Source organism: Escherichia sp. MOD1-EC6300 (assembly GCF_002965045.1).
Taxonomy (GTDB): Bacteria; Pseudomonadota; Gammaproteobacteria; order Enterobacterales; family Enterobacteriaceae; genus Escherichia; species Escherichia coli_F.
Map to the genome: position 1 here is coordinate 40,379 of NZ_PTRH01000014.1, position 15,406 is coordinate 55,784.

17 protein-coding genes are annotated in these 15,406 nt (G+C 50.8%); 6 read left to right on the forward strand and 11 right to left on the reverse strand.

The genetic code is table 11. The features are described 5' to 3' along the window. The first annotated feature begins 44 nt into the window (after nucleotides 1-44). Nucleotides 45-665, forward strand: coding sequence for a homoserine/homoserine lactone efflux protein (gene rhtB / locus BGE37_RS18980; protein WP_000171697.1), 621 nt, complete (start codon nucleotides 45-47; stop codon nucleotides 663-665). Nucleotides 666-726: 61 nt separating this feature from the next. On the opposite strand, the gene rhtC is transcribed toward rhtB, so the two are convergent. The 3 genes from rhtC to pldA all read right to left on the reverse strand — a co-directional run bounded on the left by rhtC (nucleotide 727) and on the right by pldA (nucleotide 4,241). Further along, on the reverse strand, nucleotides 727-1,347 hold the full coding sequence (gene rhtC / locus BGE37_RS18985) for a threonine export protein RhtC (protein WP_000928844.1): 621 nt from the start codon (nucleotides 1,345-1,347) through the stop codon (nucleotides 727-729). Between the two features lie 63 nt (nucleotides 1,348-1,410). After that, complete coding sequence (gene recQ, locus BGE37_RS18990; protein ID WP_000035580.1) at nucleotides 1,411-3,240, reverse strand: ATP-dependent DNA helicase RecQ; 1,830 nt, start codon at nucleotides 3,238-3,240, stop codon at nucleotides 1,411-1,413. A 131-nt stretch (nucleotides 3,241-3,371) separates the two neighbouring features. After that, on the reverse strand, nucleotides 3,372-4,241 hold the full coding sequence (gene pldA / locus BGE37_RS18995) for a phospholipase A (protein WP_001259701.1): 870 nt from the start codon (nucleotides 4,239-4,241) through the stop codon (nucleotides 3,372-3,374). 164 nt (nucleotides 4,242-4,405) lie between these two features. On the opposite strand from pldA, the gene yigI reads away from it, so the two are divergent. The 4 genes from yigI (at nucleotide 4,406) to BGE37_RS19015 (ending at nucleotide 7,461) form a co-directional block, all read left to right on the forward strand. Then, nucleotides 4,406-4,873: an acyl-CoA thioesterase YigI gene (gene yigI / locus BGE37_RS19000; RefSeq protein WP_001277142.1), complete on the forward strand. Its 468-nt coding sequence runs from the start codon at nucleotides 4,406-4,408 to the stop codon at nucleotides 4,871-4,873. A gap of 51 nt (nucleotides 4,874-4,924) precedes the next feature. Continuing rightward, nucleotides 4,925-5,815, forward strand: coding sequence for an EamA family transporter RarD (gene rarD, locus BGE37_RS19005; protein ID WP_000379995.1), 891 nt, complete (start codon nucleotides 4,925-4,927; stop codon nucleotides 5,813-5,815). 303 nt (nucleotides 5,816-6,118) lie between these two features. After that, complete coding sequence (locus BGE37_RS19010; RefSeq protein WP_032185566.1) at nucleotides 6,119-6,967, forward strand: YPO3983 family protein; 849 nt, start codon at nucleotides 6,119-6,121, stop codon at nucleotides 6,965-6,967. Next, nucleotides 6,964-7,461: a DUF943 family protein gene (locus BGE37_RS19015; protein ID WP_032185564.1), complete on the forward strand. Its 498-nt coding sequence runs from the start codon at nucleotides 6,964-6,966 to the stop codon at nucleotides 7,459-7,461. The genes BGE37_RS19010 and BGE37_RS19015 overlap by 4 nt, the downstream gene beginning before the upstream one ends. Nucleotides 7,462-7,496: 35 nt before the next feature. Here BGE37_RS19015 and corA read toward each other — a convergent pair whose 3' ends face one another. Beyond that, nucleotides 7,497-8,447, reverse strand: a complete 951-nt coding sequence (gene corA / locus BGE37_RS19020) for a magnesium/cobalt transporter CorA (protein WP_000947159.1) — start codon at nucleotides 8,445-8,447, stop codon at nucleotides 7,497-7,499. Between the two features lie 151 nt (nucleotides 8,448-8,598). Next, complete coding sequence (gene ysgD / locus BGE37_RS25660; RefSeq protein WP_212723238.1) at nucleotides 8,599-8,655, reverse strand: YsgD/CorL family protein; 57 nt, start codon at nucleotides 8,653-8,655, stop codon at nucleotides 8,599-8,601. Nucleotides 8,656-8,816: 161 nt separating this feature from the next. Between ysgD and BGE37_RS19025 the strand changes: the two genes are divergently transcribed. Next, nucleotides 8,817-9,581, forward strand: coding sequence for a phosphodiester glycosidase family protein (locus tag BGE37_RS19025; protein WP_103253857.1), 765 nt, complete (start codon nucleotides 8,817-8,819; stop codon nucleotides 9,579-9,581). A gap of 142 nt (nucleotides 9,582-9,723) precedes the next feature. Here the strand turns inward: BGE37_RS19025 and uvrD are convergent, their stop codons facing one another. The 6 genes from uvrD to lptM form a co-directional block, all read right to left on the reverse strand. Further along, nucleotides 9,724-11,886 carry a DNA helicase II gene (uvrD, locus tag BGE37_RS19030; protein WP_105288332.1) on the reverse strand — a complete coding sequence of 721 codons (2,163 nt, stop codon included), beginning with the start codon at nucleotides 11,884-11,886 and terminating at the stop codon, nucleotides 9,724-9,726. An 83-nt stretch (nucleotides 11,887-11,969) separates the two neighbouring features. Continuing rightward, nucleotides 11,970-12,686, reverse strand: a complete 717-nt coding sequence (gene yigB, locus BGE37_RS19035; RefSeq protein WP_001213567.1) for a 5-amino-6-(5-phospho-D-ribitylamino)uracil phosphatase YigB — start codon at nucleotides 12,684-12,686, stop codon at nucleotides 11,970-11,972. Beyond that, nucleotides 12,686-13,582, reverse strand: coding sequence for a tyrosine recombinase XerC (xerC, locus tag BGE37_RS19040; protein WP_000130685.1), 897 nt, complete (start codon nucleotides 13,580-13,582; stop codon nucleotides 12,686-12,688). The genes yigB and xerC overlap by 1 nt, the downstream gene beginning before the upstream one ends. Beyond that, nucleotides 13,579-14,286: a DUF484 domain-containing protein gene (locus BGE37_RS19045; RefSeq protein WP_105288333.1), complete on the reverse strand. Its 708-nt coding sequence runs from the start codon at nucleotides 14,284-14,286 to the stop codon at nucleotides 13,579-13,581. Before BGE37_RS19045 ends, xerC begins: the two co-directional genes overlap by 4 nt. Continuing rightward, on the reverse strand, nucleotides 14,283-15,107 hold the full coding sequence (dapF, locus tag BGE37_RS19050) for a diaminopimelate epimerase (protein ID WP_001160648.1): 825 nt from the start codon (nucleotides 15,105-15,107) through the stop codon (nucleotides 14,283-14,285). Before dapF ends, BGE37_RS19045 begins: the two co-directional genes overlap by 4 nt. Nucleotides 15,108-15,143: 36 nt before the next feature. Then, the gene (gene lptM / locus BGE37_RS19055; protein WP_000799889.1) at nucleotides 15,144-15,347 is read right to left on the reverse strand and encodes an LPS translocon maturation chaperone LptM; all 204 of its coding nucleotides are present in this window, start codon (nucleotides 15,345-15,347) and stop codon (nucleotides 15,144-15,146) included. Between the last annotated feature and the right edge of the window lie 59 nt (nucleotides 15,348-15,406).

Here is a 15,406-nt window from a genome sequence, read left to right on the forward strand (position 1 = left end):
AGTAGCGTATTGTGGCACAAAAATAGACACACCGGGAGTTCATCATGACCTTAGAATGGTGGTTTGCCTACCTGCTAACATCAATCATTTTAAGCCTGTCGCCAGGCTCTGGTGCAATCAACACCATGACCACCTCGCTCAACCACGGTTATCGTGGTGCGATGGCGTCTATTGCTGGGCTTCAGACCGGACTGGCGATTCATATTGTGCTGGTTGGTGTGGGGTTGGGTACGCTATTTTCCCGCTCAGTGATTGCGTTTGAAGTGTTGAAGTGGGCAGGAGCAGCTTATTTGATTTGGCTGGGTATCCAGCAGTGGCGTGCTGCTGGCGCAATTGATCTTAAATCGCTGGCCTCAACCCAATCGCGCCGACATTTGTTCCAACGCGCAGTGTTTGTGAATCTCACCAATCCCAAAAGTATTGTGTTTCTGGCAGCACTTTTTCCACAATTCATCATGCCGCAACAGCCGCAAGTTATGCAGTATGTAGTGCTCGGCGTCACCACCATTGTGGTCGATATTATTGTGATGATCGGTTACGCCACCCTCGCCCAACGGATCGCGTTATGGATAAAAGGGCCGAAACAGATGAAGGCATTGAATAAGATTTTCGGCTCGTTGTTTATGCTGGTGGGAGCGCTGTTAGCATCGGCGAGACATGCGTGAAAAATAATGTCGGATGCGGCGTAAACGCCTTATCCGACTTACTCTGATGACGCGTCTGGCATCAACGCGAAATAATCAAATGAATACCAAATCCGGCAAATAACGCCCCGGCAAAACCATCAATCCACTTCGCCAGACGTTGATAACCACGGCGCATTTGCGGCAGGGCAAACAGGCTGGCAACGACGGTAAACCACGCCAGTGTTTCGATAATAATCAACGCGAAAATGCCCCAGCGCTCAGTAGTGCCGACGTTATCGCCGACAAACAGCGAGAATACCGAACCAAAGTAGATAATCGCTTTCGGATTGGCGAGATTGGTCAGTAAGCCTTTCAGGAAACTGCGCCCGCTTTTTGCCAGTTCTACCTGTGGCGCAGGCGCAGAAACGACCTCTTTTTTCAGTGCGCTACGCAGCATCTGATAACCCATCCAGCAGAGATACAGGCCACCGCCCACCATAATCAGCGTATGCAGCCAGGCCATTTTTTCGATAATCAAATGCAGGCCAAGCAACGCGATCCCTGCCCAGACCATTACGCCGCAGGTAATGCCCAGCACGCCCATCATCGCTTCTTTGCGCGAACGGCTAACGGCAGTCTGGGAGACAAAAAAGAAATCGGGACCGGGGCTCATAAGCGCCACAATGTGCACCATGGCGACGGTGAGGAATAACATCAACATACAATTGACTCGCGGGGAAATCGTTTACGGAGTCTTCATCCTGGCACTTTTTTATGCTGCTGACTACTCTTCGTCATCGCCATCGACATGCGCACGAATCAGCGCCATAAACGGTTTGCCAAAGCGTTCCAGCTTGCGCATCCCAACGCCGTTAACGCTGAGCATTTCGCTGGCGGTGATTGGCATCTGTTCCGCCATCTCAATCAAGGTCGCGTCGTTAAACACCACGTACGGCGGGACATTGCTTTCATCGGCAATCGATTTACGCAGTTTGCGTAATTTGGCGAACAGTTTGCGATCGTAATTGCCACCGAACGATTTCTGCATCGCTTTCGGTTTGAGCGCCACAATACGCGGCACGGCAAGTTGTAAAGAGGATTCGCCGCGCAACACCGGGCGTGCGGCTTCTGTCAGTTGTAATGCCGAATGCTGGGCGATGTTTTGCGTCACCAGACCGAGATGAATCAACTGGCGGATTACGCTCACCCAGTGCTCATGACTTTTATCGCGGCCCATGCCGTAGACTTTCAGTTTGTCATGACCATAGTCGCGGATTCGCTGGTTATTCGCACCGCGAATCACTTCCACTACATAGCCCATACCAAAACGCTGATTCACACGACCAATGGTGGAAAGCGCAATCTGCGCATCGGTTGAACCATCGTACTGTTTTGGCGGATCGAGACAGATATCGCAGTTCCCGCACGGCTCCTGCCGCCCTTCGCCAAAGTAATTCAGCAGCACCAGACGACGACAGGTTTGCGCCTCAGCAAACGCGCCCATCGCATTGAGTTTATGACGTTCGATATCCTGCAACTGCCCCTGCGGTTTTTCTTCCAGGCAACGGCGCAGCCACGCCATATCGGCCGGATCGTAAAACAGCATCGCTTCCGCGGGCAGGCCATCACGCCCGGCGCGACCGGTTTCCTGATAATAGGATTCGATATTGCGTGGAATATCAAAGTGAACCACGAAGCGGACGTTAGGCTTGTTGATGCCCATGCCGAACGCTACCGTCGCCACCACAATTTGCAGGTCATCGCGCTGGAATTTTTCCTGCACGTCCGCACGGACATCGTTTTCAAGCCCGGCGTGATAAGCCGCTGCGCTGATACCCTTGCTTTGCAGACGCGCGGCGGTGTCTTCTACTTTCGCACGACTATTACAGTAAATAATCCCCGACTTACCGCGTTGTTCCTGCACGTAGCGCATCAGCTGATCGAGAGGTTTGAACTTCTCCATCAGCATGTAGCGAATATTCGGACGGTCAAAACTGCTGATTTGAATCAGCGGATCGTTCAGCCCCAGCAGGCGCACGATATCCTGCCGCGTGGTGTCGTCGGCGGTGGCAGTCAGCGCCATAAACGGCAGCGTCGGAAAACGCTGACGCAGCTGACCGAGGGCAGCGTATTCCGGGCGGAAATCGTGGCCCCATTGGGAGATACAGTGCGCTTCATCAACGGCTAATAACACCGGATTCCAGTGCGCCAGATGCTCAAGGAAGTTATCCAGCATCAGGCGTTCCGGCGCGATATACAGCAGGCGGATTTGCCCGGTGCGGCAGCCTGTCATTACTTCAAGCTGCTGCTCGCGGGTTTGCGTCGAGTTAAGGCACGCCGCCGCCACGCCGTTGGCCTGTAGCTGATCCACCTGATCTTTCATCAACGAAATCAGTGGTGAAACAACCACGGTAAGACCGTTTAGCAGTAAGGCAGGAATTTGATAGCAAAGGGATTTTCCGCCACCAGTGGGCATGACGACCAGGCAATCGCGACCGGAAAGTACGGTGTCGATAATCTCTTCCTGGCCGGGGCGAAACTGTTGGTAGCCAAAGGTTTCTTGTAAAACCTGTTTAGCCCCGGACTCCAGATTCAACACTTCCGCCTGCGCCACATTAACCCCGATTGCCTGAAATAAAAACAGGCGCTATTTTCAGCGCCTGCGCGAGAAACTGCAATGCTTTTAGTCTCTGAGAGGGTAATCCTGGATGCTGGATTCCAGTTTTGCCTTTCAATCAACTCACATTAGAACAAGTCGTTCAGCATAACCCCCACACCCACACGGGTCTGGTTAAAGTTATAGTCGATGAGCGATTCGCCATAACCGCTGTAAACCTGGGTATAAAGGCGCACATGCCTGGTGATCGGGTAACTTAAGCCTAACTCCGCACCACCGTAACCGGTGTTCCAGTTGTACTGTCCTTTCGCACTCAGCACCGCATCACCCAGGTGATAGCCGATTTTAAGCTGGTAGTAACCCATATATTTGGTGATATCTGGGTTATCGTCAGTATTCCCCACCACATACCACGGCTTCACCTCTACCAGCCAGTTACCGTTTTCTGCCATCAGACGGGTATAAAGGCGGTTCCAGCTGCGGGAAGTCGGGTCTGAACGCCCGTTAGAGTCGTGGTTATAACCCATCTCCACATCGCGCAGCGTCCAGCCAGCAAAGCGGTAATCTGTGGCAAAACCAAGGAACAATTGCGGTTCGTAGTTGGTTTCACGAAACGGTGAAGACTCTTCGCTATTGGACAGTTGCCACCAGGATTTTTGCGTGTAAGAAGCCCCCAACACCGAATTTGGCCCCAAGATTCCGCGCCACAGCGGAAATGCCAGGCTCAACTGGAATTTCACTTCATCCTTACGCGCGTTTTCCGCCCAGTCATAACTGGCAATCGCTTCTTTATTCAGATCGCTGGTTTGGGTGTAGATGAGGTAGTTGGTGTCATAAGGATAGAGCGTGAAAGGATTGTCATGCTCCTGCAGCATATTCGCAATAATACTGCCACGCACCGCAGGCGCGTCATGCACCTCTTTTACCGTTGCCTCTTGCGCATACACTGCCATTGGCAACATAAACACCGGCAACAACCAGCCCTGCAGAGTCCGCATCGGTCGTGTTCTCCGTAACGAATTATTGATTAGATGAATATTTTTCTGCGGGCTATTTTACATACTTAACTCCTTTGCCGTTAGTTATCCCTTCCTAAAGTAGAAACCAACAAAAAAGAAGCATAAAATCAACATTTCATTAACTAATGAAGTGTAAGGATGATATGTCTGCCGTACTGACCGCTGAACAAGCCCTGAAATTAGTGGGTGAGATGTTTGTTTATCACATGCCATTTAACCGCGCATTGGGGATGGAACTGGAGCGTTACGAAAAAGAGTTCGCACAGCTGGCCTTTAAAAATCAGCCAATGATGGTGGGTAACTGGGCGCAAAGCATTTTGCACGGCGGGGTCATTGCGTCGGCGCTGGATGTCGCCGCCGGTCTGGTGTGCGTGGGAAGTACCTTAACCCGCCACGAAACCATCAGTGAAGATGAACTACGCCAGCGGCTATCGCGAATGGGGACCATTGATCTTCGCGTCGATTATCTGCGCCCAGGCAGGGGTGAGCGTTTTACTGCTACCAGTAGTCTGTTGCGTGCGGGCAATAAAGTCGCCGTCGCCCGCGTTGAATTACACAATGAAGAACAGCTTTATATAGCCAGTGCCACCGCCACCTATATGGTAGGTTGATAACGTAAAAGCAGGTAAACTGCTTTTACCCATAAAAAATGAGTTTTGCCAATGGACACCAAACAAACGCGGCAGGGCGTATTACTCGCTCTTGCCGCTTATTTTATTTGGGGTATTGCGCCAGCGTACTTCAAGCTGATTTACTACGTGCCCGCCGATGAGATCCTGACGCATCGCGTGATCTGGTCGTTTTTCTTTATGGTGGTGCTGATGAGCATTTGCCGCCAGTGGTCCTATTTAAAAACGCTGATTCAGACACCAAAGAAAATCTTCATGCTGGCCGTCTCTGCCGTGCTGATTGGTGGCAACTGGCTACTGTTTATCTGGGCGGTGAACAATCACCATATGCTGGAAGCGAGCCTTGGTTACTTTATTAACCCGCTGGTGAACATTGTGCTGGGGATGATTTTCCTCGGCGAGCGATTCCGCCGGATGCAATGGCTGGCGGTGATTCTGGCGATATGTGGTGTATTGGTCCAGCTCTGGACTTTTGGTTCGCTGCCAATCATCGCGCTGGGGCTGGCGTTTAGTTTTGCCTTCTACGGCCTGGTACGCAAGAAAATTGCCGTTGAAGCGCAAACCGGCATGTTAATCGAAACCATGTGGCTGCTGCCCGTGGCGGCGATTTACCTGTTTGCTATTGCCGACAGCTCAACCAGCCATATGGGGCAAAACCCGATGTCGCTGAATTTACTGCTGATCGCCGCCGGTATTGTCACCACCGTGCCACTGTTATGTTTTACCGCAGCAGCTACACGCTTACGACTCTCAACATTAGGCTTTTTCCAGTACATTGGGCCGACGCTAATGTTCCTGTTGGCAGTGACGTTTTATGGTGAAAAACCGGGAGCCGATAAGATGGTGACTTTCGCCTTTATTTGGGTAGCGCTGGCAATTTTTGTGATGGATGCGATTTATACGCAGCGTAGAACGTCCAAATAAATATATTCTGAAAAAATATGCCTGCTCTTGCATGAGAGTGGGCATATTGTCATGCTGACAGGATACTCACATAAGGAAAGGCAGAATTTCCAGACGTCGTTGTATATTTTCATTTGCTTTAATAAATTCCATTTTTGGTAAATTCAGCATTATGTTATTAGCGATGAGCAAGACCAATCATTAACCAAGTTCTCTTCAGAATGTAATGAAAAATGTGAAGTGCATTTCTTTTTTAAAAATTTTTTACCCTATTATTTCTTATCAAATTAACATTGCCCTTAATTATAAGAAAGGAGAATATAAATGAACAACATATTAGGCTCATCAATTAATATGCCCTGTACACTTTTCGAAACTATTACTTTATTCGATGATTTCTCTGCTGATGATATGCAGTATGGGGATATGGAAGAACAAGATTTTCTCTCACTCGGCTTAAGCGACATCTCTGCAAAAGTTGATCCTTACCGCCTCATTAAATACCATTTTCCTGGGCCGAATTCTACTTATGGTGCTTTTAGTATTCCAACTTCTGGAACAAAAATATCACAAAGTGAATGTATTGATATTTTATTTGCAGAAATGAAAGATCTGGCAAAAATGTTTTCCTTTTTTGGACAATACAAAACACTCATCCAGGATCTGATTGATCATTTTAGATATGGAAATGGCAACAGTTTCCATAGCCAGGAATTGAACTTATCTTTTCATGAACGAATAAACAAATATGATTATAATAGCCCAATACGTGTAATCAAAGAATGTATCGAAAATGATATTTCTTCAACACCTACGATAGGATACCGGCCTCTTCTCCTACAAAAGATTAAGACCGAATTACTTTCATCAAGACTAAATAAATTCAATGATTTTAAAGATAATTTTAATGGCCTGGGAATCAGCATTCATGATATCTCAGCTCAAAAAATATCTCTTTTAAATTTTCAAAAATATCCTATGGGCTGGAGCGCTACCATTCATTTCATAGCACAAGACCACTTTGGTTTGGATGTGACTGATATAAAAAACAAGATTTACAACAAGTATAGATTTTTTCGCATATGGTTCTTTTTACAACGGCATAAAGACTTTGCTTTCAAACCTTTTTTTACCAATTTTAACACTATCGAAAGAATCGAAAATTATCTATGAAAAGCAAACTCCAGAAAATTATATTATATTTATTTCTTCTATGCTGCATCTATAATTTATGGACATTGCGTCCTGTACAGATTTTGTATACATACTCTGATGCTGGCAATTCAGTCTTTCTGGTCGTTGATCATCTGCCATGGACTGATAGCGATAAAATAAATTGGTATCTGAAGCATCAGGATGAAATTAAAAGTCAAAATCCCCTACCAGAAGGTAGTTGGCATACCTGGTATGTTATTGATATCGGTAATGGCTTCACTGACTATAAAAAATATATCGAAGGGCCGTATGAAGATCTCTACTGTTTCCCGACGATTAAGAGCAATGATAATTGCATCGTAAAAAACTATTTAATGGTTATTAATGAATATCCTTACCGTAATACTCATTTTTTTATTGCTGATAACAATGAGTATCAACTAACCCAGGAAAATAAGATAGAGCGAGTGTTCAACCCGCATGACTTTGAAAAAGACAATTTTCAGCAATAAGCCGGATAAAGAACAATCTTTACCCGGCATTTATATTACAACCAGTTCTTCCGCTTAAAGTACAGATACGGTGCCAGGCCCGCGAGGATCATAAAGATAATCGCGCCTGGGTAGCCGAAGCTCCACTTCAGTTCCGGCATAAACTCAAAGTTCATCCCGTAGCTGGAAGCGACCAGCGTCGGTGGCAGGAACACCACGGATACCACCGAGAAGATTTTGATGATGCGGTTCTGCTCGATATTGATAAAGCCCATCGCCGCCTGCATCAGGAAGTTCACCTTCTGGAACAGGGATTCGTTATGCGGCAGCAGGGATTCGATATCTCGCAGGATTTCACGCGCCTGTTCCAGTTGTCCACCCGGTAAACGCGCTTTACGCACCAGGAAATTGAGCGCACGCTGGGTATCCATAAGACACAGGCGAACTTTCCAGCCGATATCTTCCAGCTCCGCCAGTGTGGAGAGTGCTTCGTCGTACTCATCGCCCTGATGCCCTTCCATAATTACCCGGCTCAACTGCTCCAGGTCGCTGTAGATATTTTCAATTTCATCTGCCAACTGTTCGATTTTGGTTTCGAACAGATCCAGCAGCAGCTCGTAGGCGTTACCGTCCACCATTGACTGGCTACGGGCACGCATACGATACAGACGAAAAGCGGGTAGCTCGCGCTCACGCAGGGTAAACAGGCGACCGTCGCGGATGGTAAATGCCACAGTGGAGTTACCGGCGTGATCTTCCGCATCTTCAAAGAAGAAGAAGGAGTGAATATGCAGGCCGTCATCGTCTTCAAAGAAACGCGCCGATGCTTCGATGTCTTCCAGTTCTGGGCGTGTTGCCAGGCTCTGCCCAAGTTCAGATTGTACGCGCAGTCGCTCGTCGTCATCCGGTTCGACAAGATCAATCCATACTGCATTTACAAGGGGTTGTGACTCTTCGACTTCCAGCCGGGTCAGTCGGTTATTTTCCAGTTGAAATGCGCTCAGCATGACCGGGACTCCCAATGCTTAAAATATCGGACAGTTCGGTGGGCACACAGAAACAAATTGGGTTTCAGACCATTAAACAGCCTGACTCAGCGCGACGGGAAAAATTGAGGTCGCTGACAACCGCTAAGGCTATCAGCAAAAAGGGATAGCCTTAGGAGTTGATCCTGGATGACAGGATAATGAGCCAGTATCTACTGGGTGTGTCCAAGGCGAATGTCCTCTTAGAGTGATCGTGCGCGCATGTTACGCCAGCAAAATTTTGCCGTCAACACGCAACAGAACACCACAGAACAATAGTTGAACTTCGCGCTTTTTGGTACTCGTCAAGGTCGCTAACAGGATAAAAAAATCCCACATCCAGGACCTATAATGGCGCATCGGCTACTCATTGGTAAAGGAATGATCACCTTGAATCTCAAACGGATTTTTCTCGCCCTCACCTTACTTCCCTTGTTTGCTGTTGCCGCTGATGATTGCGCATTATCAGATCCGACACTGACCGTACAGGCGTATACCGTTAATCCTCAAACAGAGCGGGTGAAAATGTACTGGCAAAAAGCCAATGGCGAAGCGTGGGAAACGTTACATGCGCTGCTGACGGATATTAATAGTCAGGGTCAGGTGCAAATGGCGATGAACGGCAGCATATATGATGAAAGCTATGCGCCGCTCGGTTTGTACATCGAAAACGGTCAGCAGAAGGTGGCGTTAAATCTCGCTTCAGGTGAAGGGAATTTCTTTATCCGTCCTGGCGGTGTGTTTTATGTCGCGGGAGATAAAGTCGGCATCGTTCGTCTGGATGCCTTTAAAACCAGTAAAGAGATTCAGTTCGCGGTGCAGTCAGGGCCAATGTTGATGGAAAACGGCGTCATTAATCCGCGTATTCATCCCAACGTCGCCTCACGCAAAATTCGTAACGGTGTTGGGATTAATAAACAAGGGAACGCCGTGTTTTTGTTGAGCCAGCAGGTGACAAATTTTTATGATTTTGCCTGTTATGCCAAAACGAAACTGAACGTTGAGCAACTGCTTTATCTTGATGGCACGATTTCACATATGTATGTGAAAGGCGGGGCAATCCCGTGGCAACGCTATCCTTTTGTTACCATGATTTCCGTCGAGCAGAAAAGTTAAAACAACCGTTTTGTGTCACTGAATATGGTGCAGATGCCGGATGCGGCGCAAACGCCTTACCCGGCCTACATGACATTGCAATTTATTGAATCTACATGATTTTGTAGGCCGGATAAGGTGCGCAGCACCGCATCCGGCAACGTTATACCGTCTCCAGCCGGGCGTAAGCCGCCACCAGCCATTTAATACCCTGGCCCTGAAATGCCACCTGCAAACGACTATGTTCGCCGCTGCCTTCCATATTGACGATGGTGCCTTCACCAAACTTGGCGTGGCGTACGCGCTGGCCGAGCTTGTAGCCGCTGTCGTTCTCGACCATCGGCGTACCCATCCGTTGATGGCTGACCGGGCGGCTTACCGTAGCGCGTAAACGCACCTCTTCCACACACTCTTCCGGCAACTCGCCAATAAAACGCGACGGGCGATGGTAAACCTCTTTGCCATACAGACGCCGGGTTTCCGCGTAGGTCAGCGTCAGTTTCTGCATCGCGCGGGTTACGCCAACGTAGGCCAGACGGCGTTCTTCTTCCAGACGCCCGCCTTCATCCAGCGACATCTGGCTTGGGAACATCCCCTCTTCCATACCGACAATAAACACCTGCGGGAACTCCAGACCTTTCGCCGAGTGCAGCGTCATCAACTGCACCGCGTCCTGCCAGGTGTCCGCCTGTCCTTCACCCGCTTCCAGCGCGGCATGAGACAGAAACGCCTGTAACGGCATTAAATCTTCGTCTTCTTCGTTGTACGCAAACTGGCGCGTCGCCGTCACCAGTTCGTCTAAGTTTTCGATTCGCGTCTGGCCTTTTTCGCCCTTCTCTTGCTCGTACATGGTGCGCAGGCCGGAGTCTTTAATTACCCGATCAGTCTGTACATGCAGCGGCATATCGGCAGTTTCTTGCGCTAAGGCGTCGATCAGTTCCATAAACCGTTGCAAAGCGCTGGCAGCACGCCCGGCGAGCGCTTTTTCCTGCAATAATTCGCGGCACGCCTGCCAGAGTGTTAACTGGCGATCGCGCGATGTCTGACGTACCACGTCCAGCGTCCGGTCACCAATACCCCGCGTTGGCGTATTCACCACGCGCTCAAAGGCCGCGTCGTCGTTACGGTTGGCAATCAGGCGCAGATACGAGAGCGCATCTTTGATTTCCTGGCGTTCGAAGAAGCGCATCCCGCCATAAATACGGTACGGCATACTGGCTTGTAATAACGCCTCTTCCAGTACACGCGACTGGGCATTGCTACGATAGAGAATGGCGCACTCGGCGAGCGCCCCGCCGTTGTCCTGCCAGGTCTTGATGCGGTTAACCACAAAACGCGCTTCGTCGAGTTCGTTAAAAGCGCAATAGAGGGAAATCGGCTCACCGTCCGCGCCATCGGTCCACAACTTTTTACCCAAACGCCCGTTGTTGTTTTCAATCAGGGCGTTCGCGGCGCTCAGGATATTGCTGGTAGAGCGGTAGTTCTGCTCCAGACGGATAGTTTCGGCACCGGGAAAATCATTGAGGAAACGCTGAATGTTCTCGACCTGCGCCCCGCGCCAGCCGTAGATTGACTGGTCGTCATCGCCAACGATCATCACTTTGCCAGTATCGCCTGCCAGCAGTCGTATCCACGCGTACTGAATGTTGTTGGTATCCTGGAATTCGTCCACCAGGATATTGGTAAAACGTTCGCGGTAGTGTTGCAGAATATGCGGCTTGTTAAGCCACAACTCGTGAGCGCGCAGCAGCAGCTCGGCGAAGTCCACCAGGCCCGCGCGGTCACACGCTTCCTGATACGCCTGATACACCTTCTGCCAGGTCTGCTCCACCGGGTTACCGTAGCTTTGAATATGATGCGGACGCAGCCCTTCATCTTTCTGGCTGTTGATGTACCACATTGCCTGGCGCGGTGGCCACTGCTTCTCGTCGAGGTTCATAGCTTTGATCAGACGCTTAAGCAGGCGCAGCTGGTCTTCGCTGTCGAGGATCTGGAAATCCTGCGGCAGGTTGGCGTCCATATGGTGCGCACGCAGCAGACGGTGTGCCAGCCCGTGGAAAGTGCCGACCCACATACCGCCCTGGCTGGTGCCCATCAGTTGCCCGATACGATGACGCATTTCCGCCGCCGCTTTGTTGGTAAACGTCACCGCCATAATCGAGTACGGCGAGCAGTTTTCCACACTCATCAGCCAGGCGATACGATGCACCAGTACGCGCGTCTTACCACTGCCCGCGCCCGCCAGCACCAGAAGGTTGCTGCGTGGCGCGGCCACCGCTTCGCGCTGTTTGTCATTAAGGCTGTCGAGCAGGTAAGAAACGTCCATTGGCACCGCCGCGTAAAAATAGGTTGGGCGGAGAAGCGCAACGCCCTCCGCCAAAAAGCTGGGTATATATACAGATTTGCTGATTATATCAGCGAGGTCAGAGATGCCAACCGGGAAATTTCCAGATGCGGCAGTAAACGGCTGTCCCAGGTTTGCATCAGATCGCCATTTTCCGGTCTGATCCAACAGGCCTGCATTCCGCTGCGAATTGCCCCACCCACGTCAGTGGTGAGATCGTCCCCGACATGTAAGATCTCGCCGATCGGCACGTTGAGTTTTTCCGCCGCCAGGAAGTACATATCGCTGAACGGTTTTGAGCGCCCGTGCGGGCCAGCGCGCAACACAAACTCAAAATAATCCCCCAAACCAAACAGCTCCGGCTGGGCGTTACCGTTGGTGATCGCCACCAGCGGCCATTTCTTCGCCAGCTGTTTTAAGGTGTCGTGCGTTTGCTGCGGAACGTCGATCCGGCTACGCCATTTGGCAAAGTTGATCATTGCCGCGTGTGCGCCTGCACTGGCTTCTTCTGCGCTCAGCCCGGCGTCGAGCATCGCTTGTTCTATTGAGCGAAAACGCCAGCGCGTCACATCATGATAAATCTCGGGTTCCGCTTCCCGTACCGCCTGACGCAGACGTTGCAGATCTTCATTCTGGAAGCTGCGCAGCGCCGGATGGTAATTTTGCACAAAGGTAAGCGCCTCCTGCTCAGTGCGCAAAATCACCGGACGGTTATCGTAAAGGGTATCATCCAGGTCAAAGGTGAGCGCCGAGATGCGCCCCAAAGGCCGGTAAAAACGCATTATTTCCCCCGTTTGGCGCGTGGATGCGCCGCATCGTACACCGAGGCAAGGTGTTGAAAATCAAGATGAGTATAGATTTGCGTGGTAGAGAGATTGGCATGACCCAGCAGCTCCTGCACACCACGAAGATCACCGCTCGACTCCAGCATATGCGTAGCGAACGAGTGACGTAATTTATGCGGGTGAACGTGATTATTCAGCCCTTGTTTTATGCCCCATTCGGCAAAGCGTTTCTGCACATTACGCGCGGAGATACGCTTGCCCAGTTTCGACAGAAAAAGCGCGTCGTCTTCGCTGCCAAACAGGTCGCGCAAATCAAGCCAGTGCTCAATCCACGCTACAGCGTTGCGACCAATCGGCAGGCGACGCTCTTTGCTGCCTTTCCCCATCACCCACACTTCACCGGACTCCAGGTCGAGGTGTTTGATATCGAGCCCCACCAGTTCGGAAAGACGCAGACCCGCGCCGTACATCACTTCCAGCATTGCCCGATCGCGCACGGCAAGGGGATCGTTGATATCAATATCCAGCAGCCGATTTATATCATCGACGTCGATATTTTTCGGCAGATGACGCGGCGCTTTCGGTGCCGAAACACCTTTCGCCGGGTTGGCTTTAAGTTCGTTCTGGCTGACCAACCAGTCAAAAAAGCTACGTAGCGCAGAGAGGCGTAATGCGAGGCTTGCCGCGCCCAGCCCTTTACGGCGACTGCGTACAGCGAAATTGCGCACCATCGCCGCATCACATTGCTGCCAGCTTTGCAGGCCGTTTTCGCTGGCAAAATTGATGATCGCCTCAAGTTGGCGCTGGTAGTTAAGCAGGGTTATCGGGCTAAGCTGACGCTCCACGCTCAGATAACGTAGGTAGCGTTCTACATCGGTGTGTAAATCGGTCATACGCGTTCAATCCAACGCTCCAGAAGCTCCGGCAACATCAGCGCAATTTCATGAAGTAACTCCGTTCCCTGCCCTTGTTGATAGTGACTGGCATCGCGGCTGGTGAACAGCACGACACCCAAATCAGCATCGCTTCCCAGCATCGACATCGCCACCGATCCCACCGCTTTCGCTTCCGGTAGCACCACCAGCAGCTCCGGTCCGTTAAGCGGCCCAAGATAGTGCTGTTCCTGCCCCAGACGCTGAATACGCAGCGGTTCGAAAGACTGACGGCTTAATGCGAGATGAGTGTGGTTCGACGGCGCACCTAAGCGCCAGCGATCCGGAAACAGGCGCAGACTCGCACCTGCCAGACCGAGATCGCGCGCCCAGCGGTGAAAACGCATCAGCATATCGTCGAGACTGCTGGCGGCGGTGAGACTACGCTGCAGGTAAAGTAAGCGATAGAACAAGCCTTCGTTGGCGATAGCCTGTTCCATCAACAGCGCCATGTTCTCTTCCAGAACATGAATATGATGACGTGCGCGGGCCATGTGCCACTCGACCAACGAAACGGTGCCGCGTACCGGATGCGGCACACGTATCGCTTCTACTGCGCGCGCATTGCGGATAAAAAACTCAGGATTTTTAATCAGATAATCGACAACCGCCCGGTCATCTAGCTCCGTGAGTGTTTCCTGTAGTTCTTCCCCTGGTTGCTTCATAGATGAATAAATCCGTCGTAGACATGTACCGCCGGCCCCGTCATATATAAGGGGTGACCCGGACCTTTCCAGGCGATATCAAGACGACCGCCGGGGAGTTCCACGCGTACTTCTTCGGCCAGCAAACCTTGCTGAATCCCTACCGCCACCGCCGCACACGCGCCGCTGCCGCAGGCCTGGGTTTCTCCTGCCCCACGCTCATAAACGCGTAAACGAATATGCTCGCGCTTAACCACTTGCATAAAACCGATATTAGCGCGCTCCGGAAAACGTTCGTGGCTTTCCAGAACAGGACCAAGCGTTTCTACCGCTGCAGTATCGACATCATCAACCTGAATCACGCAGTGCGGATTTCCCATCGACACCACGCCGCATAAGATTGTCTGCTCGGCGGCGCGCATAATATAGGTCTTTTCCGCTTTGTTAGCGCGAAATGGCACGGCAGAAGGTTCGAAGTTGGGTTCGCCCATATTGACGCGCACCAGATCGTCATCGGTGACGGTCAGAACCATCCGCCCGTTGGCAGTACTGACGCGGATATCGCGCTTATTGGTCAGCCCTTTCAGACGCACAAAACGGGCAAAGCAGCGTGCGCCGTTGCCGCACTGCGCCACTTCACTGCCATCAGCATTGAAAATGCGATAGTGAAAATCCAGTTCCGGATCATACGGTGGCTCAACCACCAGCAGTTGGTCAAACCCTATCCCCAGGTGCCGATCCGCCAGGCGACGAATCAGTTCTGGTGAAAAAAAGACATTCTGCGTTACCGCGTCGACGACCATAAAATCGTTGCCAAGGCCATGCATTTTCGAGAACTGCATCATTTACTCCAATCACGCGGGTACAGAAACTGACTTTTAGTAATTCACCTGGGATGGGCCATCGCCAGTGGCGCGGTCGTTTTTATCCGGCACCGTGGATTGCGTTTGCGTCTCTACCGGTTTGGTCGGTGGCGGTGCGTTTTTATCTGCAGGCGGGAAATAGAGCGGACCTTTCAGACCGCAGCCCGTCAGGCTGAAGAGAGTAAGTAATACAGTGAGTGCCTTAAACACGTTTTTCATTATGGATTGCCTGTAAAGTTCATCGCTTTCTGCTTTCTATCATCGCAGGAGAAGACGTA

Bases quoted from the DNA above. Each gene is read 5' to 3' on its own strand.
- rhtB (WP_000171697.1), top strand. From the start codon at position 45: ATGACCTTAGAATGGTGGTTTGCCTACCTGCTAACATCAATCATTTTA.
- rhtC (WP_000928844.1), bottom strand. From the start codon at position 1,347: ATGTTGATGTTATTCCTCACCGTCGCCATGGTGCACATTGTGGCGCTT.
- pldA (WP_001259701.1), bottom strand. From the start codon at position 4,241: ATGCGGACTCTGCAGGGCTGGTTGTTGCCGGTGTTTATGTTGCCAATG.
- yigI (WP_001277142.1), top strand. From the start codon at position 4,406: ATGTCTGCCGTACTGACCGCTGAACAAGCCCTGAAATTAGTGGGTGAG.
- rarD (WP_000379995.1), top strand. From the start codon at position 4,925: ATGGACACCAAACAAACGCGGCAGGGCGTATTACTCGCTCTTGCCGCT.
- BGE37_RS19010 (WP_032185566.1), top strand. From the start codon at position 6,119: ATGAACAACATATTAGGCTCATCAATTAATATGCCCTGTACACTTTTC.
- BGE37_RS19015 (WP_032185564.1), top strand. From the start codon at position 6,964: ATGAAAAGCAAACTCCAGAAAATTATATTATATTTATTTCTTCTATGC.
- corA (WP_000947159.1), bottom strand. From the start codon at position 8,447: ATGCTGAGCGCATTTCAACTGGAAAATAACCGACTGACCCGGCTGGAA.
- BGE37_RS19025 (WP_103253857.1), top strand. From the start codon at position 8,817: ATGGCGCATCGGCTACTCATTGGTAAAGGAATGATCACCTTGAATCTC.
- uvrD (WP_105288332.1), bottom strand. From the start codon at position 11,886: ATGGACGTTTCTTACCTGCTCGACAGCCTTAATGACAAACAGCGCGAA.
- yigB (WP_001213567.1), bottom strand. From the start codon at position 12,686: ATGCGTTTTTACCGGCCTTTGGGGCGCATCTCGGCGCTCACCTTTGAC.
- xerC (WP_000130685.1), bottom strand. From the start codon at position 13,582: ATGACCGATTTACACACCGATGTAGAACGCTACCTACGTTATCTGAGC.
- BGE37_RS19045 (WP_105288333.1), bottom strand. From the start codon at position 14,286: ATGAAGCAACCAGGGGAAGAACTACAGGAAACACTCACGGAGCTAGAT.
- dapF (WP_001160648.1), bottom strand. From the start codon at position 15,107: ATGCAGTTCTCGAAAATGCATGGCCTTGGCAACGATTTTATGGTCGTC.
- lptM (WP_000799889.1), bottom strand. From the start codon at position 15,347: ATGAAAAACGTGTTTAAGGCACTCACTGTATTACTTACTCTCTTCAGC.